15 protein-coding genes and 1 tRNA gene are annotated in these 16036 nt (G+C 65.8%); 10 read left to right on the top strand and 6 right to left on the bottom strand.

Annotated features, from left to right (window positions below):
* The first annotated feature begins 112 nt into the window (after positions 1 to 112).
* A complete protein-coding gene (locus tag ACNQVK_RS10375) occupies positions 113 to 985 on the top strand; it encodes a phthiotriol/phenolphthiotriol dimycocerosates methyltransferase (protein WP_418029448.1) in 873 nt (290 codons plus the stop codon).
* Positions 986 to 1050: 65 nt separating this feature from the next.
* Here ACNQVK_RS10375 and ACNQVK_RS10370 read toward each other — a convergent pair whose 3' ends face one another.
* Entirely contained in the window at positions 1051 to 1998 is a 948-nt protein-coding gene (locus ACNQVK_RS10370; protein ID WP_418029447.1) for an MBL fold metallo-hydrolase, read from the bottom strand.
* A gap of 145 nt (positions 1999 to 2143) precedes the next feature.
* Here ACNQVK_RS10370 and ACNQVK_RS10365 point away from each other — a divergent pair, with 145 nt between their 5' ends.
* The gene (locus tag ACNQVK_RS10365; protein ID WP_418029446.1) at positions 2144 to 2695 is read left to right on the top strand and encodes a helix-turn-helix domain-containing protein; all 552 of its coding nucleotides are present in this window, start codon (positions 2144 to 2146) and stop codon (positions 2693 to 2695) included.
* A 48-nt stretch (positions 2696 to 2743) separates the two neighbouring features.
* Here ACNQVK_RS10365 and ACNQVK_RS10360 read toward each other — a convergent pair whose 3' ends face one another.
* Positions 2744 to 5992 (bottom strand): arabinosyltransferase domain-containing protein, encoded by a 3249-nt coding sequence (locus ACNQVK_RS10360; protein ID WP_418029445.1) that lies wholly within the window; start codon positions 5990 to 5992, stop codon positions 2744 to 2746.
* Between the two features lie 70 nt (positions 5993 to 6062).
* On the opposite strand from ACNQVK_RS10360, the gene ACNQVK_RS10355 reads away from it, so the two are divergent.
* Complete coding sequence (locus ACNQVK_RS10355; RefSeq protein WP_418029444.1) at positions 6063 to 6674, top strand: TetR/AcrR family transcriptional regulator; 612 nt, start codon at positions 6063 to 6065, stop codon at positions 6672 to 6674.
* A 61-nt stretch (positions 6675 to 6735) separates the two neighbouring features.
* On the opposite strand, the gene ACNQVK_RS10350 is transcribed toward ACNQVK_RS10355, so the two are convergent.
* Positions 6736 to 6808: transfer RNA gene (locus ACNQVK_RS10350), tRNA-Arg, on the bottom strand.
* Positions 6809 to 6979: 171 nt separating this feature from the next.
* On the opposite strand from ACNQVK_RS10350, the gene ACNQVK_RS10345 reads away from it, so the two are divergent.
* The gene (locus ACNQVK_RS10345) at positions 6980 to 7927 is read left to right on the top strand and encodes an oxidoreductase (RefSeq protein ID WP_418029443.1); all 948 of its coding nucleotides are present in this window, start codon (positions 6980 to 6982) and stop codon (positions 7925 to 7927) included.
* Positions 7914 to 8438: a hypothetical protein gene (locus ACNQVK_RS10340; RefSeq protein WP_418029442.1), complete on the top strand. Its 525-nt coding sequence runs from the start codon at positions 7914 to 7916 to the stop codon at positions 8436 to 8438. The genes ACNQVK_RS10345 and ACNQVK_RS10340 overlap by 14 nt, the downstream gene beginning before the upstream one ends.
* 19 nt (positions 8439 to 8457) lie before the next feature.
* On the opposite strand, the gene ACNQVK_RS10335 is transcribed toward ACNQVK_RS10340, so the two are convergent.
* A complete protein-coding gene (locus tag ACNQVK_RS10335; RefSeq protein WP_418029441.1) occupies positions 8458 to 8895 on the bottom strand; it encodes a rhodanese-like domain-containing protein in 438 nt (145 codons plus the stop codon).
* Positions 8896 to 9000: 105 nt separating this feature from the next.
* On the opposite strand from ACNQVK_RS10335, the gene ACNQVK_RS10330 reads away from it, so the two are divergent.
* Entirely contained in the window at positions 9001 to 9720 is a 720-nt protein-coding gene (locus ACNQVK_RS10330) for a DUF1326 domain-containing protein (RefSeq protein WP_418029440.1), read from the top strand.
* A gap of 59 nt (positions 9721 to 9779) precedes the next feature.
* Here the strand turns inward: ACNQVK_RS10330 and ACNQVK_RS10325 are convergent, their stop codons facing one another.
* The gene (locus ACNQVK_RS10325) at positions 9780 to 10598 is read right to left on the bottom strand and encodes a mycofactocin-coupled SDR family oxidoreductase (RefSeq protein ID WP_418029439.1); all 819 of its coding nucleotides are present in this window, start codon (positions 10596 to 10598) and stop codon (positions 9780 to 9782) included.
* 312 nt (positions 10599 to 10910) lie between these two features.
* On the opposite strand from ACNQVK_RS10325, the gene ACNQVK_RS10320 reads away from it, so the two are divergent.
* From ACNQVK_RS10320 to ACNQVK_RS10305, 4 genes are all read left to right on the top strand, one after another.
* The gene (locus ACNQVK_RS10320) at positions 10911 to 11147 is read left to right on the top strand and encodes a hypothetical protein (RefSeq protein WP_418029438.1); all 237 of its coding nucleotides are present in this window, start codon (positions 10911 to 10913) and stop codon (positions 11145 to 11147) included.
* Between the two features lie 113 nt (positions 11148 to 11260).
* A complete protein-coding gene (locus tag ACNQVK_RS10315) occupies positions 11261 to 12475 on the top strand; it encodes an acetyl-CoA acetyltransferase (RefSeq protein ID WP_418029437.1) in 1215 nt (404 codons plus the stop codon).
* A gap of 2 nt (positions 12476 to 12477) precedes the next feature.
* Entirely contained in the window at positions 12478 to 13929 is a 1452-nt protein-coding gene (locus ACNQVK_RS10310) for a carotenoid oxygenase family protein (RefSeq protein ID WP_418029436.1), read from the top strand.
* 31 nt (positions 13930 to 13960) lie between these two features.
* Positions 13961 to 14830: a winged helix-turn-helix transcriptional regulator gene (locus ACNQVK_RS10305; RefSeq protein ID WP_418034088.1), complete on the top strand. Its 870-nt coding sequence runs from the start codon at positions 13961 to 13963 to the stop codon at positions 14828 to 14830.
* On the opposite strand, the gene ACNQVK_RS10300 is transcribed toward ACNQVK_RS10305, so the two are convergent.
* Entirely contained in the window at positions 14796 to 15968 is a 1173-nt protein-coding gene (locus ACNQVK_RS10300; RefSeq protein ID WP_418029435.1) for a Cmx/CmrA family chloramphenicol efflux MFS transporter, read from the bottom strand. The two genes, ACNQVK_RS10305 and ACNQVK_RS10300, sit on opposite strands and share 35 nt — an antisense overlap.
* Positions 15969 to 16036 lie beyond the last annotated feature (68 nt).

The following is a 16036-nucleotide window of genomic DNA, read 5'->3' as shown; positions in this document are numbered from 1 at the left end:
AAACTCGTCCAGGATTGGACGTGGATTCATCTTTTGTAGCAATACTTTACGGTCCACTCGACCCCGACGTACCTCACTTCACAGGCGATTCCGTCGCTACACTCCCCTCGGTATGGTGACCCTCAAGAACAAATTGAATTTAGGAGCGTCTCGGGACTGGGGAATCCGGAAGCGGATCGAGCAGATCCCTGTGCGCGTTCAGCGATTTACGTTCCCGTACATGTCCAAAAAGCTCAAAGACGATGATCTGGTGTTCATCAACTACGGCTATGAGGAAGATCCGCCCCTGAATCTGCCGCTCTCGGAGGCAGATGAAGCGAATCGGTATTTCATCAACCTCTACCACATCACGGCTGGTCAGGCCGATATCAACGGTCAGCGGGTGCTGGAAGTCGGTTGCGGCCACGGCGGCGGAGCCTCGTACCTCACGCGCACCTTCAAACCTGCCTCCTACACCGGACTGGACCTGAATTCTGTCGGGATCGACTACTGCCGGAAAAAGCATGATGTGCCGGGCCTGGACTTCACCGCGGGCGACGCCGAGGATCTTCCCTTCGCCGACCAATCATTCGACGTACTGATCAATGTTGAATCCGGTTGTCTTTACCCGCGATTCCCACGCTTTCTCGCCGAGGTGAATCGGGTTCTGCGGCCAGGTGGGCATTTCCTGTATGCCGACCATCGGCCTTCTCACCGGATCGCCACCTGGGAAGACGATTTGGCGAATGCGCCGCTGCAGATGGTTTCCCAGCGCGTGATCAGTGCCGAGGTCGCACGTGGCATCGAGATGAACATGGACTGGGCACGCTACGCCGCCGAGCGCACCGCACCGCGATTCCTGCGACAGGTTGTTCTCCGTGGTCACACGGAGGTGGCAACGCGACTTCAGCGCGGAAGCTCGGAGATCGGAGTTGAGGGTTCGCCAGATCAACGCGCTGGATCCTGGGACCAATTCCGGGTGTACCACTTCACTACTGCTGAATGAGCGGGCGGTGCGTCGGCCTGTGCCATTTCTGGTCGACTGAGTTTCCAATCACTTTGCAGTAAAGGCTATCTCGGGCCGATTGCTTCCCCGTGGCCGCTGGCGCCGTGGTCGTGGCTGGGCACGATGGTGACGCGATCTCGCACCGCGTACAGGCGGTGCAGCGTCTCCCAGGCCGTGTCCCGTTGGGCGTCGGCGAGCATGCCGGGGTAGGACGCCTTCTGCCGGAGATGATCGATTTGGGTCCGGCTCCACACCGCGTCTCCCGCGAGCAGTCTTGGGCCAGAGGCTGTTTGGGCGAGTATCCCGATACTGGCGGGGGTGTGCCCGGGCAGGTCGACCAAGATCACGGATCGGTCGCCGAACAGGTCGAGGCTGCGCGTGAAGGTCAGGATGGGCGGGCCGTCCAGGTCGTAGAACGTCACCGGCCTGTCACGCAGCGCCGGACGCACGCCGCCTTGCGGAGCGAGTCGTCCGCTCATCATCCAAATGTGTTCGGGGCGATGAAGATGCACCGGTAGCCCGGGAAGGTCAAGCAGTCCGGCGACGTGATCCCAATGCAAATGCGTCGGCAGGGCGAAGTCGATGCCGGCGTCGTCGATCCCGGCGAGCGCGAGCGCTTGGCGAATGTCGATGACGTCACGCCGCGGCTTCACCGCAACCCGGAGAATCCACGGCAACTCGGCCACCGCGCGATCGATGACGTTGACGCAGACGCCCGGGTCGACCAGGAAGGTCGCCTTGGGGTGGCGGACGACGAACGCGTTGATCAGGTTGGGGGCCCGGCCCGGTCGCCACACTCCCTCGGCGATCGCCGGGGTCGGAACCAACCTTTCGCGCTGCGGCAGCGTGATCACCTCGACAGTGGCGCCGACGGCGGGTAGCCCATGATCGGTCAGGGACGCCAAGAATTGATTGTCCGGGCGGCGCGGACGGACGGCACCGAGTGGCAAGCCGGCGAATGCCTGGCAGCAGGTCAGCAGGCTCGGCCGGGCAACATCATCGGCATCGGTCATCAAGCCCCCCTGAAGATTTCACAACAGCCACGAGCGAGACCCACTCGGTGCGGTCAGTCGACGATTGCATGCCAGGCCCGACATTGCAACCACACAGGCAAGAAAATTGCCCCTGTGGCATGTAGCGGGACGGTAGGGTTGCGACGTGGCAGTGCCCGAACACCAAGACGACAGCTGGATCGGCAGGCGCGTCGGCGAGTACCGCAGAGACCGCAACTGGACCCTCGCCGCCCTCGCCGAGAAGGTCGGACTGTCCACCACCCAGCTCTCCCGAATCGAGTCGGGCACGCGTCAACCCTCCGTCGGCACACTCATCCAGATCGCCCACTCCTTCGGCGTCTCCCTCAGCCGACTGGTCGACGAGCAGTACACCGCGCCCTACCACCTCAGTCGGGCGGCCGACCGGGCCGCAGGCCCGGGAACGAAGGGACTTACCCTGCTCAGCGGTGACTTCCCGGGGCTGCAGGCCGTTCACCTGACCGTGCCCACCTCAGCGGAGGCGCCGGACGCCCGCCACAGCGGCGAGGAATGGGTTTATGTGCTCACCGGCACAGTCGACATCCGCATCGGTACCGACACCATCACCCTTGCGGCCGGGGACGCCATCCATTTCCCTTCCCACACCACCCATCGCGTCCACAATCCCGGCGATACCCCCGCGGAGATCCTTCTCGTGGCTACCGCCACCACCGGCTGAAGGGTCCCCAGACGCCGCCTACGGGAGTCCCGGACCGTGCCGCAACACTCATGGTCCGATGCGCATCGGCGCCGGGTTCCACAGGCCGCTGCGGGTGGCTCTGCCGAGGTCGACACGGGCCTCAGGAGCCCTCACGATGGGGTCGAAGCGTCGCACGGAGCCCCAATCGCGTCCCCAGTCCCGGGACAGGTAGGTGGGCAAGACGTGAGCGCGCAACAGGAGATCGGTGATGCCCAGCGGGCCGCCGTTGTCTCCGCTCTGCCAAGTGTCGGGCATCTCGATCTTGGCGGGATAGTCCGGGGAGATCCGGTATTCAGGGACTTGAGCGACGCCGTTGGCATGCAACATGGGTTGTTGGCAGGGGAAGACCAAACCCACGGCCCAGTCGAGAAGGACCGGCTGTGTGGAGCCCAGATACTCTTGCACCGAACGCAATTCGGATATCCGAGGTGGCGTGACGGCCACCCAGTCGCCAATGTTGAGCGAACGGTCCTCGGCAACGACCCGAACGAAGCGGGCGTCGGAAGGGATCTGGCTGCGGGGGAAACGCAGGTTGCGCCAAGCGGGTTGCGGGCCGATGTCGTACGGGGTGAGCCTGCCGCCGGGCACAGGCGTGCCGTCGGGCCCTGGTGTGCCGTATTCGAGTACGACGTTCTGCGCCGTGGTGCGCCCACGAAGGACGCTGTTGCCGGTGATGGTGCCGGCGGCTGTGATCGCCACGAGCGGGTGATCGGCATCGGCGGCGGGAAGTCGGTACCACGCCGAGGTCAGTGTGCTGACTTGTTGTGGACCGGCGGTGAAGCTACCTGCCAGCGGTATCCGCGCGGGGTCCAGCCCGTAGGGCAGCACGACGCTGGAGCCGTTGACCCCGGGCCGTTCCAGAGCCGTGGGCCCGTCCCAGTCGTAGTCGGTTCCGGATTTGGCCTGGCTCTGCCAGATCGCCTCGGCCAGCGTGTGTTCGGGCACTCCGTCAGGACTGAAACCGGCGGCGGTGCCACTGCCGCCCAATGGGCCCAGTGGGCCGTATTGTCCAGCCATCGGGGCCAGGAATCCGGTGTTGGCGTCGGGTTCGACGAGTACGTCGTCGGCCAGCCCGCACCCTCCGGCCAGCTCGCGCAGGTTGGCCCACCCGTTGGAGTAGCTGGGGTATTCCTTGATCGCTCCGGTCAGCATCGAACCGGCGGACACCACCACCATGAACCCAGCCGCCACCGGCACGGGTGCCGCAGTCACCAGCCGGGTGAACCGCGATTCGGTCCGCATCGGTGCGGCCAGGTGCAGCCACCCGGCATAGCCGGCGGTCAGCAGGCACAGCACGAAAAGGACCATGCTGACAGTGATCGGCCCCCAGTGCGGACTGCTGTCGTTGAACGGCACGCCGTAGCTGGAGACGTACCAATAGCCGTTGGTCGACGCGAGACACACAGCGAGGACAAAGAATACGATCGCCACGAAGGCCACCCGGTTGCGTGCCGAGCGCAGCACCGTCGGTCCGAGCAATACGGTGGCCACCGCGGCCATGGCGGCGCCGACGGCAGCGAACAACCCGAAATGGTGAATCCACTTCGTCGGAGCGAACGTCAGCAGGAACAGGGTCGCGAAGATGACACCCATCAACCGCCACACCGGGCCGGTGGCAATGCCCGCAATCCGCTTGCGCCGCAACAACAACAATATCGACGGGAACAGACACGCCATCGTGATCAGAATTCCGAATCGACGCGACACGGCAGCGTCGGTGGTCGGCAGGACCAGATAGAAATAGCGCAGATTCTCGGTATACCAGGGCTGAGCGGGTCCGATGGTCGTGCGTACGGCGGTGGCCTCACGCACCGCCGCGATGGTCTGATCGGCGAAGATCACCGTCAGCACGACGACGCCGGCAGCGGCCAGCGGCAACAGCACCGGCCAGATCCCCACCGTTTTCGCGCGGGCAACGATGATCCGCAGGATCGGGCGCCCACCTGCCAGCAGAACGGCGACCGCGATGATCCCCGTCGGCTGGATCCCGAGCGTGAATGCGGCGACGACGATCGCCAGCCCCACCGGGGTTGCGCGGCGGGTCATGATGGCGCGTTCGACGAGCACGTAGGTGATCAGCGCGCCGGTGGCGATCTGGCCTTCGGGCCGCAGTCCGTTGTTGAACGGCATCCATGCCGCGATGAAGACCAGCGCCGCCGCCCACACCGCCGCGCGGTTGCCTGCCACCGCCGGACCGAGGCGGGGCAACACCTCACGGGAGAGCAACAGCCAACACACCAGCGCGCAGATCAGATCCGGCAGGCGCAACCACAGGCTGGCGTGGCTGACATGGGTCATTGCCGCGATCAGTTCGTAGTACCAACCGAACGGGTCTTCGGGGCTGCCGAACCAACGGAAGTAGTTGGCCATGTAACCGGCATGGCCGGCGGTGTTGGCCATGCCGAACTGATAACCGTCATCCGAAGATCCCGCGCCGGCGACGAACCAGAACACCGACACCGCGATCACGGTCGCGTCCACCGCGTCGAAGTAGCGCCAACGAGCAGGAATGAGTCGCCGGCCGCGGCGCCCGTCGAGGCGGTCAAGCCGCCACAATGCCAGCAGGCCAACAACAGTGCCCAGGATTCCAGCGAGCATCGCCGCCGTTTTCAGTGGTGACGGAGAGCTGGTGAAGCGGGTGTCGATCGTCGCAGACAACGACATCCCTGGCGGCGCCGGACCGGTCAGGTCGGTGAACACCCCGACGATCTGGGGCCGTAGGTTCGGGTCGGCGAACCCGCCGCGCAGTGTCGTACCGGTGTCGGGATCGGTCAGGCCGCTGATCGTGGCAAAGGTGCCCGCAGTCGACGAGGACAGGTCCAACCGTTGGCAAGCCGGGTCCGCCATCCGGTTGCGCGGCACGCTGAGGACGACGACATTGCGTGCGATCACGTCGACGCGCTGCGCGGTGGCCCTCACGAACAGCCCGTTGAGCATCGCCCCCTTGCCGGCCGGCGGCGCCGTCCCCAGCACGAGCTCAGCTGTAGTCGGCATCTCGCGAAATACGGTGCATGGCACGGACGCCGTCAACGACACCGGCGTCAACGAGACCAACGGCGCGGTGACACTGCCCAGCTGCCCGCCTTGCGGCCAGTTCAGTGTCGCCGTGGTCTGAACGACCGGCAGAACCGGGATCAGCACACTGGCCACAAAACCCACGAGGCCCGCGATGACCGCCACGAGCCGGGTCACTCGTAACGGCCGCGTCGATGAGGTCACCGGGCCCTCAGCGGGGGCATCGTCGGCGAGGGAGGTGGTGTCGCGAACCAAACTCACCGGGCTATCCCGATCGTCGTGTCTGCGCGCACCGCATCATCTGTAACCGAAGCAACTGTTACAGTCAAGCGTGCCGCGGCCGTTCGACCACGCAAAACGCGAAGAACTACTGGCCACCGCCGGCGCCATTTTGGCGCGCACCGGGGTGGTGGACACCTCGCTGCGTGAGCTTGCTTCGCAGATGGGGACCAGCGCCCGGATGCTGGTCTACTACTTCGGCAGCAAGGAGCAACTCATCCTCGAGGTCCTGAACCGGCAGCAGCGAGCGGCGATACCCCGGACCGAGGAGTTGGATCTTCCGGAGTCCATTGCGGCGCACCGCAAATGGTGCTTCGAGGACTGGTACGAGTGCACCCGCGGGGAACGCCATCAGAGCCTGCGTGTGGTGCTGCAGGTCTTCGGCGCGGCATGCGGAGTCGACAGCCCCTATCGCGAATACACCTGGGACACCCTGTCCTTGCTGACCCGCAACTCCAAGGCCCGCCTAGAGGCGCTCGGGATGCCCGCGCACGTCGCCGAAACCCGTTCGCGCATCGCCCTGGCAGCCTTCCAGGGCTTCATCATCGAGTACTTCACCGCACCAGATCCCACCTTCGTCGACGACACCTTCGCCAGATTCGTCGACGAGTTCCTGCTCGCCCCCTTCACTCCCCCGGGCCGTGTCAAGGATCAACCGAAGTAGGTGTAAAGCATCACCCGACACAGAAATGGCAGGCATCACCCGAGGCAAAACAAGAACTGAGTGCCCCCGGCAGGATTCGAACCTGCGACACCGGCTTTAGGAGAGCCGTGCTCTATCCCCTGAGCTACGGGGGCGGGGACCTATCGAAATAGGCGTCGAGAACCCACAGGGACGCTTCATGGTAGTTCGCCGAGCGCCGATCGGTGGCATCGGGGGCTGTCGCGAGGTGGTCTTTGCGTCACCGGAGTCCCCTATCTTTGTCGGCAGGCGCCAGTACCGTCAGCGGCAGATCGACATTCAGGGGGATGAAGGTGAACCGCACGGTGCAGTACTGGCGGCTTTTGCAGCCGGACGGCGCTCCCCTACCCGGTGATTTTCCGGCCGAGCAGGTGGTTCGGCGGCTCAGCCGAGCCGAGGCCGACGGGCTCAACCGCTACCGCCGCTGCCATGACGGGATGCTGCTCATCGCGCACGGCACCGATGACGACCGGATGCTGATCCTCGACAAGGTGCGGCGGGAAAACCTGCCCAGCATCGGCAGCGCCGCAGGCGCCCGGCGGGCGATCGGGCTGACTCCCGACGAAGGTCTGCTGGAACCGACATATTGCCTGTTCGGTGAGCGCAACATCATTGCCATGCTGACAAGCGGTGACGGCCCCCGGGCCCGGCGGCTGGTCGATTATCTCGAGCACAAGCTCGACATAGAGGTCGGTATCGAGCCGGTGCTCACCCAGAACCTCGATCAGGCGCTCGACGAGATGAGCGTGTCCAGGATCGACGTCGCGATCCCGGCCAATCGCATCAACCGGGACCTCGTCGGCGGTGACTGGGTCCAGGCACTCGACGGTGCCCGGGCGCTGGCCCAGGACGGTGTCGTCCGCATCGGGATCTCGGTGGGTCGACGCGGCACCGGAACGCAGAAGGATGCGATCCGCCGGCGGATCCGCGAACTGATCGACAGCCTGCGGGGTTCGGGCGCGCTGTCGGAGTTCGAGAGTGCACGGGTCGTCGGTTCCATCAGCGGTACCCAACAGTCGGTCGACCTGCTCGAAGATCGATTCGTCGAGCGGACCGAGGTCGACGCCGACCGGTTGAACGATCCGGTGCGCTCCACCGCGTATGCGCGGGAGCTGTTGCGGCAGTCCCTGACTCGCAACCAGGAGTATCTCTTGTCGGCCGTGGCGGAGGTGCCCGCCGGACCCGTGCCGTACGCCGATACGTTGATCGAAATGCCCGACGATGAACTCGAATAAGCGTCCGGTGATCCAGTTCAGCCTGTGGGAAAGGCTGCAGCACAACTGGGTTCGCCATCAGTGGGCGGACTGGTTGCTCGCCCTGATCGTCGTCTGCGGGTGGCTGGCACTGGGCAGGGTCGGTTGGCTGGCATGGGCCCTGACCGAGGTTCCCCACGACGCCCGCCGCACCGCTTACCAGATCCTGGCGACGATCGCCGCCACGATGGGCGGGTTCACCCTGACCAGCATCTCCATCCTGGTCAATCTGCTGCGGGCCCCGATGACCACCGTGGACAAGCTCTTGCCCACCGACGACAAGCGCCGGGTGGGCACCGCATTCGTCTCGGCGCTGCCGACCCTGTTCGCATTGTTCGTGGCGGCGATTGCCGGGATCACGACCGACGCCAATCTCGATTCCGGTTACTGGTGGCTACAGGCGATCATCGTCGGGGCAGCCGTCGCCGCCGTCGCGTCGCTCGCACGGGTCGTGTGGATCCTGCGGCGCCTGCTCACCCTCTCCGCGGACTGATCTTTGAACCGCTGCACGCTCAGTTTCCGACAAGGGTGCGCCCACTGGCCTGCCAGGCTTTCATTCCACCCTTGAGCTCGACGACATCGGTGTAGCCCAACGACCTCAACGTCTCGGCGGCGGTCGCACTCATGGGTCCGGTTCGGCAGTAGATCGCGATGGTGGCATCGCGATCAGGGGGCAGACGATCGGATTGCTCGACGACCCGATCGAACGGAATCGACAGGTCGGTACCGGGAATGTCGCCCTGGTAAGGCACATGGACGTTGACCAGCACCGTGCCGGATCTTCCGATGACGGAGGCGAATTCGTCCGCACCGACCAGCCGATGGTGCGTGAGGTTGACCGTGCGCGATTCGATGGTGGGGGCTGACGGTGGGCCGGTTGATACGCCACATGAGGCCAGAGACACCGACGCGACGACGGTCACCGCCCCTACACACATCCGCTTGAGCATGGCGCCAATCATACCCCCAGGGGGTACTTGCGTATCGAAGTTCACCGGTGTTACGGTCGCCTGGTCACATACCCCCTAGGGGTATCAACAGAAGGAGCGGGATCGATGACAACTTCGTCGACGCAGGTCGATTGGCATTTGCGCGGAGAATGGTTCGACGTTTGCAGCTGCAAGCTGCCTTGCCCGTGCAGCTTCGCCCAGGAGCCGACGCACGGAGATTGCTTGTTCACCCTGGTGTGGCACGTCCGCGAAGGACACTACGGCGACACCGATTTGGCGGGCCTCAGTGTGATCGCACTCGGTGAGTTCGCCGGCAACATGTGGATCGGCGACCCGAACGCGACGATGAAGTTGATGTTCTACATCGACGAAAAGGGCGACGCTGCTCAACGCGATGCACTCGAGCGCATCTTCACCGGCAAGGAAGGCGGCTGGCCCGCGGAATTCGCCAGCCTGATCGAGGATTTGCGCGGCATCGAATACGCCCCGATCAGTTTCGAGGCCGCCGATGACCTCGCCTTCTGGCGTGCGGAGATTCCCGGCAAGGTCGACCTGCGGGTCGAGGCACTGACCGGTCCGACGGCTGACCCGAACCGCCGGGTGACCACAACCAATGCGCCGGGCGCGGAGGTCGGTCCGGGCCAGGTCGCGACGTGGGGGGTGGTCAAACAGGACCACGCCGTCGGCTTCGACTGGTCACATGAGCACAGTGGTGGCTCGAGTAAGCACTTCCCGTTCGATTGGCGTCCCGGGTCCGAGAACACGGATTCCGGTGCAGCGAACCGGGAAGAGCAGCTGTCGTCGGCCTGCAGCTGCGGCTGCTGAATCAGACACCGAAGCCGGGTGGAGGCTCGCTGCCTCCGCCCGGCTTCGCGTCACGACTGTCAGTTCAAGCCGTTGGACAGGATCATCGACTCCCCGGTCTGCAGCCGGCCCCGGTCCGACACCAGGTACAGCACGGCGTCGGCGACGTCCTGCGGCTCAAGCAACCCGGGCCGCGGCCGCCCCTGGGCGAACATCTCCTCGACATCATCGAGGCCCGGATTCTCCAGGTCCGGCCGGATCACCTTGTAGGTCGCCGGGTTGTGGATCATCGGTGTGTTCACCCCGGACGGCAGCACCGCGTTGACCGTGATGCCGTACTCGGCAACCTCGTATGCCACCGACTTCACCAGGGCCACCACTCCGGCCTTGGCCGCGGCGTAGTGACCAGAGTTGGTGGCGCCGGTGCCCGCGACGATCGACGAGGTGGCCACGATGCGCCCGGCCCGACGCTCGATCAGATGAGGCAACACAGCCCGGAACGTGTTGAAAACGCCGGTGAGGTTGACGTCGATCATGGTCTGCCACCGCTGCTCGGACATGGTCGCGATCGGCTCACTGCTGGCGATTCCGGCATTGGCAAGCACCACATCGATACCCCCGAACCGAGTGAGAGCGGCGTCCACCACCGACTGCATCCCCGCGAGGTCGCGCACATCTGCGGTCACCGCCAAGCACCGCCGGCCGAGCGCGGACACCTCCTCGGCGGTCCGTTCCAGGTCGTCCGGTGTAGGCAGTGGATAGTCGACGGATTCGACCGGCCCCGCGATATCACAGACGACGATGTCGGCGCCTTCCCGCGCCAGCGTCGTGGCGTGCGCGCGCCCCTGGCCACGGGCCCCACCGGTCACCAGAGCCGTCTTGCCGTCGAGCGCTGCCATGCAGATCCCTCCAATATTTCGGTCCTTGAATGCAGACCATCTGCGGTGGCAAAACTCGTCGGCACGTTCGACCGCACCACGTGACCCACGGGTCACGCGCCCAACCTGGCAACACTCCGAAAGGGTGTCGGGAACCCCTATTTTCCTTGGCAAATGAATTCAACGCTGTGACCGGGAAGAGCTTTCTGAGAGCAAATCCGCTGCACCGGGAGGTTCCAGGCGATTCCCAGGAACATCATGAGATGCACTAATGTTATCTAAGGACGGGGGTCTTGGGCTCGTATACAGCTAACAACCCGGAGGCGAGAAAAGATGCGTTCGAAACTGATGAGGGCCGCTGCGGTCGGGCTGGGTGCGCTGGCAATTCCGGTCGGCGTGGCAGTCGCAGGAGCAGCCCCGGCATCGGCCGGTCCTGAGATCTGCGCGACCGGACCGTACGGCTATGTACAGGCTTGCGTGGAAGGCCCCGGCTGGGGCCGCTGGAACGGCTGGGACAACGGATGGCATGGCCGCGGCCACGGACACGGCCATGGCGGCTGGGACGACTGATTCGGCCTTGACCACGGGTAACGCCGTGGCGGGAATCCAGGCATGGATTTCTGCCACGGCGTTGTTCATTTCAAGGCTCGAGTCACTCTCTTAGTTGTAGTAGCGTCACCGCCATGGAGGACGTCTGGATTCTCGGCGGTTACCAGAGCGATTTCGCGCGCAACCTCACCCGCGAGCAGATCGACTTCGCCGGGCTCACCCTCGAAGTCGTCGACCACACGCTGAGCAGCGCCAGAATCGAGGCCACCGACATCGGCGTCGTCCATGTCGCAAACGCCTTCGGTGCACTGTTCGCCGGGCAGACCCAGCTGGGCGCCATGCCGGCCACGGTGCATCCCGACCTGTGGGGCACCCCGGCCTCCCGTCACGAAGCCGCGTGCGCGTCGGGCAGCATCGCGATCCTCGCCGCCATCGCCGACCTGCGCTCGGGCGCCTATGACAATGCCCTAGTCCTCGGGGTGGAGCTGGAGAAGACGGTGCCCGGCGACACCGCCGCAGCCCACCTCGGCGCCGCGGCCTGGACCGGCCATGAAGCCGACGGGGTCAAGTTCGTCTGGCCGTCGATGTTCGCCGAGGTGGCCGATGCCTACGACCAACGTCATGGCCTGGATGCCGAGCATCTCCGCGCCATCGCGGCGCTGAACTTCCGCAACGCGCGTGCCAACCCCAATGCCCAGACCCGCGACTGGACGGTGCCCGATCCGATCGGGGACGACGACGCGACCAATCCGGTGGTGGAAGGCCGGCTGCGCCGCTTCGACTGCAGCCAGATGACCGACGGCGGAGCGGGGCTGGTGCTGGTCAGCGATGCCTATCTGCGCGCGCACCCACACGCCCGGCCGATCGCCCGCATCGACGGCTGGGGCCATCGCACGGTCGGCCTCGGCCTGCGGCAGAAACTCGACCACAGCGCCGCAGATCCATACCTGCTGCCGCACGTACGCGACGCCGTGCTGGACGCCTTCGGCCGCGCCGAAGTGAGGATCGACGACCTCGACGGGTTCGAGGTCCACGACTGCTTCACCCCCAGCGAGTACCTGGCCATCGACCACATCGGGCTGACCGGTCCCGGCGAATCGTGGAAGGCCATCGAGAACGGCGAGATCGAGATCGGTGGGCGGCTGCCGATCAATCCCAGCGGCGGGCTGATCGGGGGCGGGCACCCGGTCGGGGCGTCGGGGGTCCGCATGCTGCTCGACGCCGCCAAACAGGTCAGCGCCACCGCCGGCCCCTACCAGGTCGAGAACGCAAAGACCTTCGGCACCTTGAACTTCGGCGGCAGCACCGCAACCACCGTCAGCTTCGTCGTATCGGCGAGCAAGGAGTAGACATGCACACCGAGATCGTCACCAAGTTCCTGTCCACCCTGCCCGAGGACGACACCCACCCCTACCGCACCGGGGCGTGGCGGCCGCAGACCACCGAATACGATGCCGATGATCTGCGCGTCGTCGATGGCGAGATCCCCTCCGACCTCGACGGTGTCTACCTGCGCAACACCGAGAACCCGCTACATCCGGCGTTCCAGACCTATCACCCGTTCGACGGGGACGGGATGCTGCACATCGTCGGCTTCCGCGACGGAAAAGCGTTCTACCGCAACAGATTCATCCGCACCGACGGCTTCCTGGCCGAGAACGAGGCGGGCGGCCCGCTGTGGCCCGGTATCGCCGAGCCCGTCGAACTGGCCCGACGCGACCACGGCTGGGGTGCCCGCACGCTGATGAAGGACGCCTCCAGCACGGACGTCACCGTACACCGCGGGGTCGCGCTCACCAGCTTCTACCAGTGCGGCGACCTGTACCGCATCGACCCGTACACCGGGGACACCCTGGGCAAGGCGGACTGGGGTGGGGCCTTCCCCGCCGAATGGGGCGTGTCGGCACATCCCAAAGCCGATGACGCCACCGGTGAACTGCTGTTCTTCAACTACGGCAAGCAGGCGCCGTACATGCACTACGGCGTGGTGGACGCCGACAACCGCCTGGTGCACTACGTCGACGTCGAACTGCCCGGACCCCGGTTGCCCCACGACATGGCGTTCACCGAAAACTATGTGATTCTCAACGACTTTCCGTTGTTCTGGGATGCCGAGTTCCTCAAGAACAACGTGCACCTGCCGAAGCTGCACCGCGACATGCCATCCCGTTTCGCGGTCCTCCCCCGCCGCGGAACGGCCGGCGACGTCAAATGGTTCGAAGCCGATACCACCTACGTCCTGCACTTCACCAACGCCTACGAGGATGGCGATGAAATCGTGCTCGACGGATTCTTCCAGGGCCACGCGGCACCGGCGCTGGCGCTCGACAAGATGCAGACCAGACTGCACCGCTGGCGGTTCAACCTCGTCACCGGAGGGACCCGCGAGGAGCAATTGTCGGACAGCATAACCGAATTCGGCATGATCAACCCCGGCCATGCCGGTCGCGACTACCGCTACGCCTATGCCGCCACGGGGAAGCCGGGCTGGTTCCTGTTCGACGGACTGGTCCGCCACGACCTGCACACCGGATCCGAACAACGCTTCGCCTTCGAGGACGGGGTGTACGGCAGCGAGACCGCGATGGCACCTCGAGTGGGCAGCCGTGGCGAGGACGATGGCTACCTGGTCACCGTCACCACCGACATGAACGACGACGCGTCCTACTGCCTGGTGTTCGATGCCGCCCGGGTCGCCGACGGGCCGGTGTGCAAACTCGCTCTGCCGGAACGGGTTTCCAGCGGAACCCATTCCACCTGGGCTGCGGGAGACGAGCTGCGCCGATGGCTCGTGCGTGACTGACGCACCCGGCGGCACCAACGCCGTCGGGCAGATGCTGGGCCTGGTCGGCGACGAGTGGACGCTGCTGGTGATGCAACAGGCCCTGTTGGGCGCCACCCGCTACGGCCAGTTCACCACCCGGCTCCCGATCTCCAACTCGGTACTGACCCGCCGCCTGGCATCCCTGACCGAAGACGGTCTGCTGCAACGCCACCGCTATCAGGAGCGGCCGCCACGCGACGAGTACCTGACCACCGCGCGCGGGCGGACGCTGTGGCCGGTACTGGTGTCGATCTGGGAATGGGAACGCCACTGGGTGCCCGAACACCGTGAGCCACTGCCCAAGATGCGGCACCTGAGCTGTGGCGCCGATTTCACGCCCGCCCTCACCTGCGCCGGCTGCGGTGCCCCGACGACCGCCGGTGAAGTGACCGCCGCGTGGGGGCCGAGCGGAGGCTGGTCGCGGTCCCTGCCGGAGGTGACGACCAGGCGCCGATCCGCCGGCGACCGGCGCGACTCCCCCTCGGGCCTGTTCCCGCAGACCATGAGCGTGCTCGGCAACCGCTGGGCCTTCGCGATCATGGTCGCCACCTTCACCGGCATCTCCAGGTTCTCGGACTTCCAAAGAGTGCTGGCCGCGCCGCCGGCGTCGCTCGCCGACCGCTTGCAGACATTCCGGGCCAACGGCATTCTCACCACCGCCGACGAGGACCCTCGATACCGGCTGACGCCGAAGGGCGCTGCGTTCCTGCCCGTGCTCGTGACGGCGCTGACCTGGGCCCAGCGGTCGTTCCCGGATGCCGAAGGCCCCGCAGTGATCCTCACCCACACCGCATGCGGGCACCGCTTCTCCCCGGTGCTGAGGTGCGATCAATGCGGCGAGCGGCTCACCGGAGCAGCGGTGTCCGCCGTCGAATCATGATGGCCGGCACCGTCAGTAGGGCGATCCCGGTGAGCGCGACAGCGACCCACACCGGCCCGAGGTGCCCCGCCGGGCCGGCGAGCGCGGCGGCAGCCAGGGCCGGGCCGCAGGTGGCTCCGATGTTCAGGGCCGCCGTCGCGTATGAGCCGCCCATCGTCGGAGCCCCTGACGCCGCGTAGAGCACGCGGGCGATGAGCGTGCTCCCCACCGCGAACGCCGAGATTCCTTGCACCAGGACCAAAACCAGCAACACCACCGGATGAGTTGCCAAGGCAGCCAACGCAATCCAGCCGATGAGCAACAGCGGGCCGCCCACCCCGATGACGACGAGGGGACGATGATCGGAGTACCGGCCGGCCACCGTCACACCGGCGAGCGACCCGAGCCCGAAGAGCACCAGCGCCACCGGCACCCACAGCTCCGGCAAGCCGGCGATGTCGGTGACGATCGGCGCCAAGAACGTGAAGGTGGCGAACGTGCCCGCATTGACCAGGGCGGCGAGGAGTAGCGCCGACGCCAGTCTCGGCGATTTGAGTTGAGCGAGCTCATCACGAAGCGGAGGACTATCGGCGGCAGGGGCCGAATTCCCTTCGGCGCGAGCGGGAATCCCGTGCAGGACGCCGAGTGCGGCGGGAAGGCACAGCAGTGCGATCACCCAGAATGCTGACCGCCATCCCAACAGTGCACCCAGCACCGCGCCGCCGGGCACACCCGCGATGGTCGCCACCGTCGTCCCGCCGAGCAACACCGACAGCGCGCGCCCCTTCCGGTCCGCCGCCACCAGTGTGGCGGCGGTGCTGAGCGCGACCGCCAAGAATCCGGCGTTGGCGAGCGCGGCGACGACTCGGGTGCCGAAGAGGACCGGGAAGTTTGGTGTCAGCGCACCGACGACATGGCACAGCGCGAAGACGACCACACAGCCGAGCAGGGTCCTGCGGGCCGGCCACCGGCGCGCGAGCACGGCCATGGCCGGCGCACCGATGACCATTCCGACCGCAAAGGCGGAGGTCAGGAGGCCGGCTGCGCCGACCGTGACGCCGAGACCGGCGGCGATGTCCGGGACGAGCCCGGCGAGCATGAATTCCGAGGTGCCCATGGCGAAAACCGCCAAGGCAAGAAGATAAAGAGCGAAAGGCATCGAGTACTCCGAGGCAAGAGAACGAAAAGGAGACGTCTCGTCACCACGGCCAGCACCCCGAGAAAGGA

The organism is Mycobacterium sp. 134 (assembly GCF_048282715.1).
GTDB lineage: Bacteria > Actinomycetota > Actinomycetes > Mycobacteriales > Mycobacteriaceae > Mycobacterium > Mycobacterium septicum.
The sequence above is the reverse complement of the archived record's forward strand: the minus strand, read 5'-3'. Positions and strand labels throughout refer to the sequence as shown.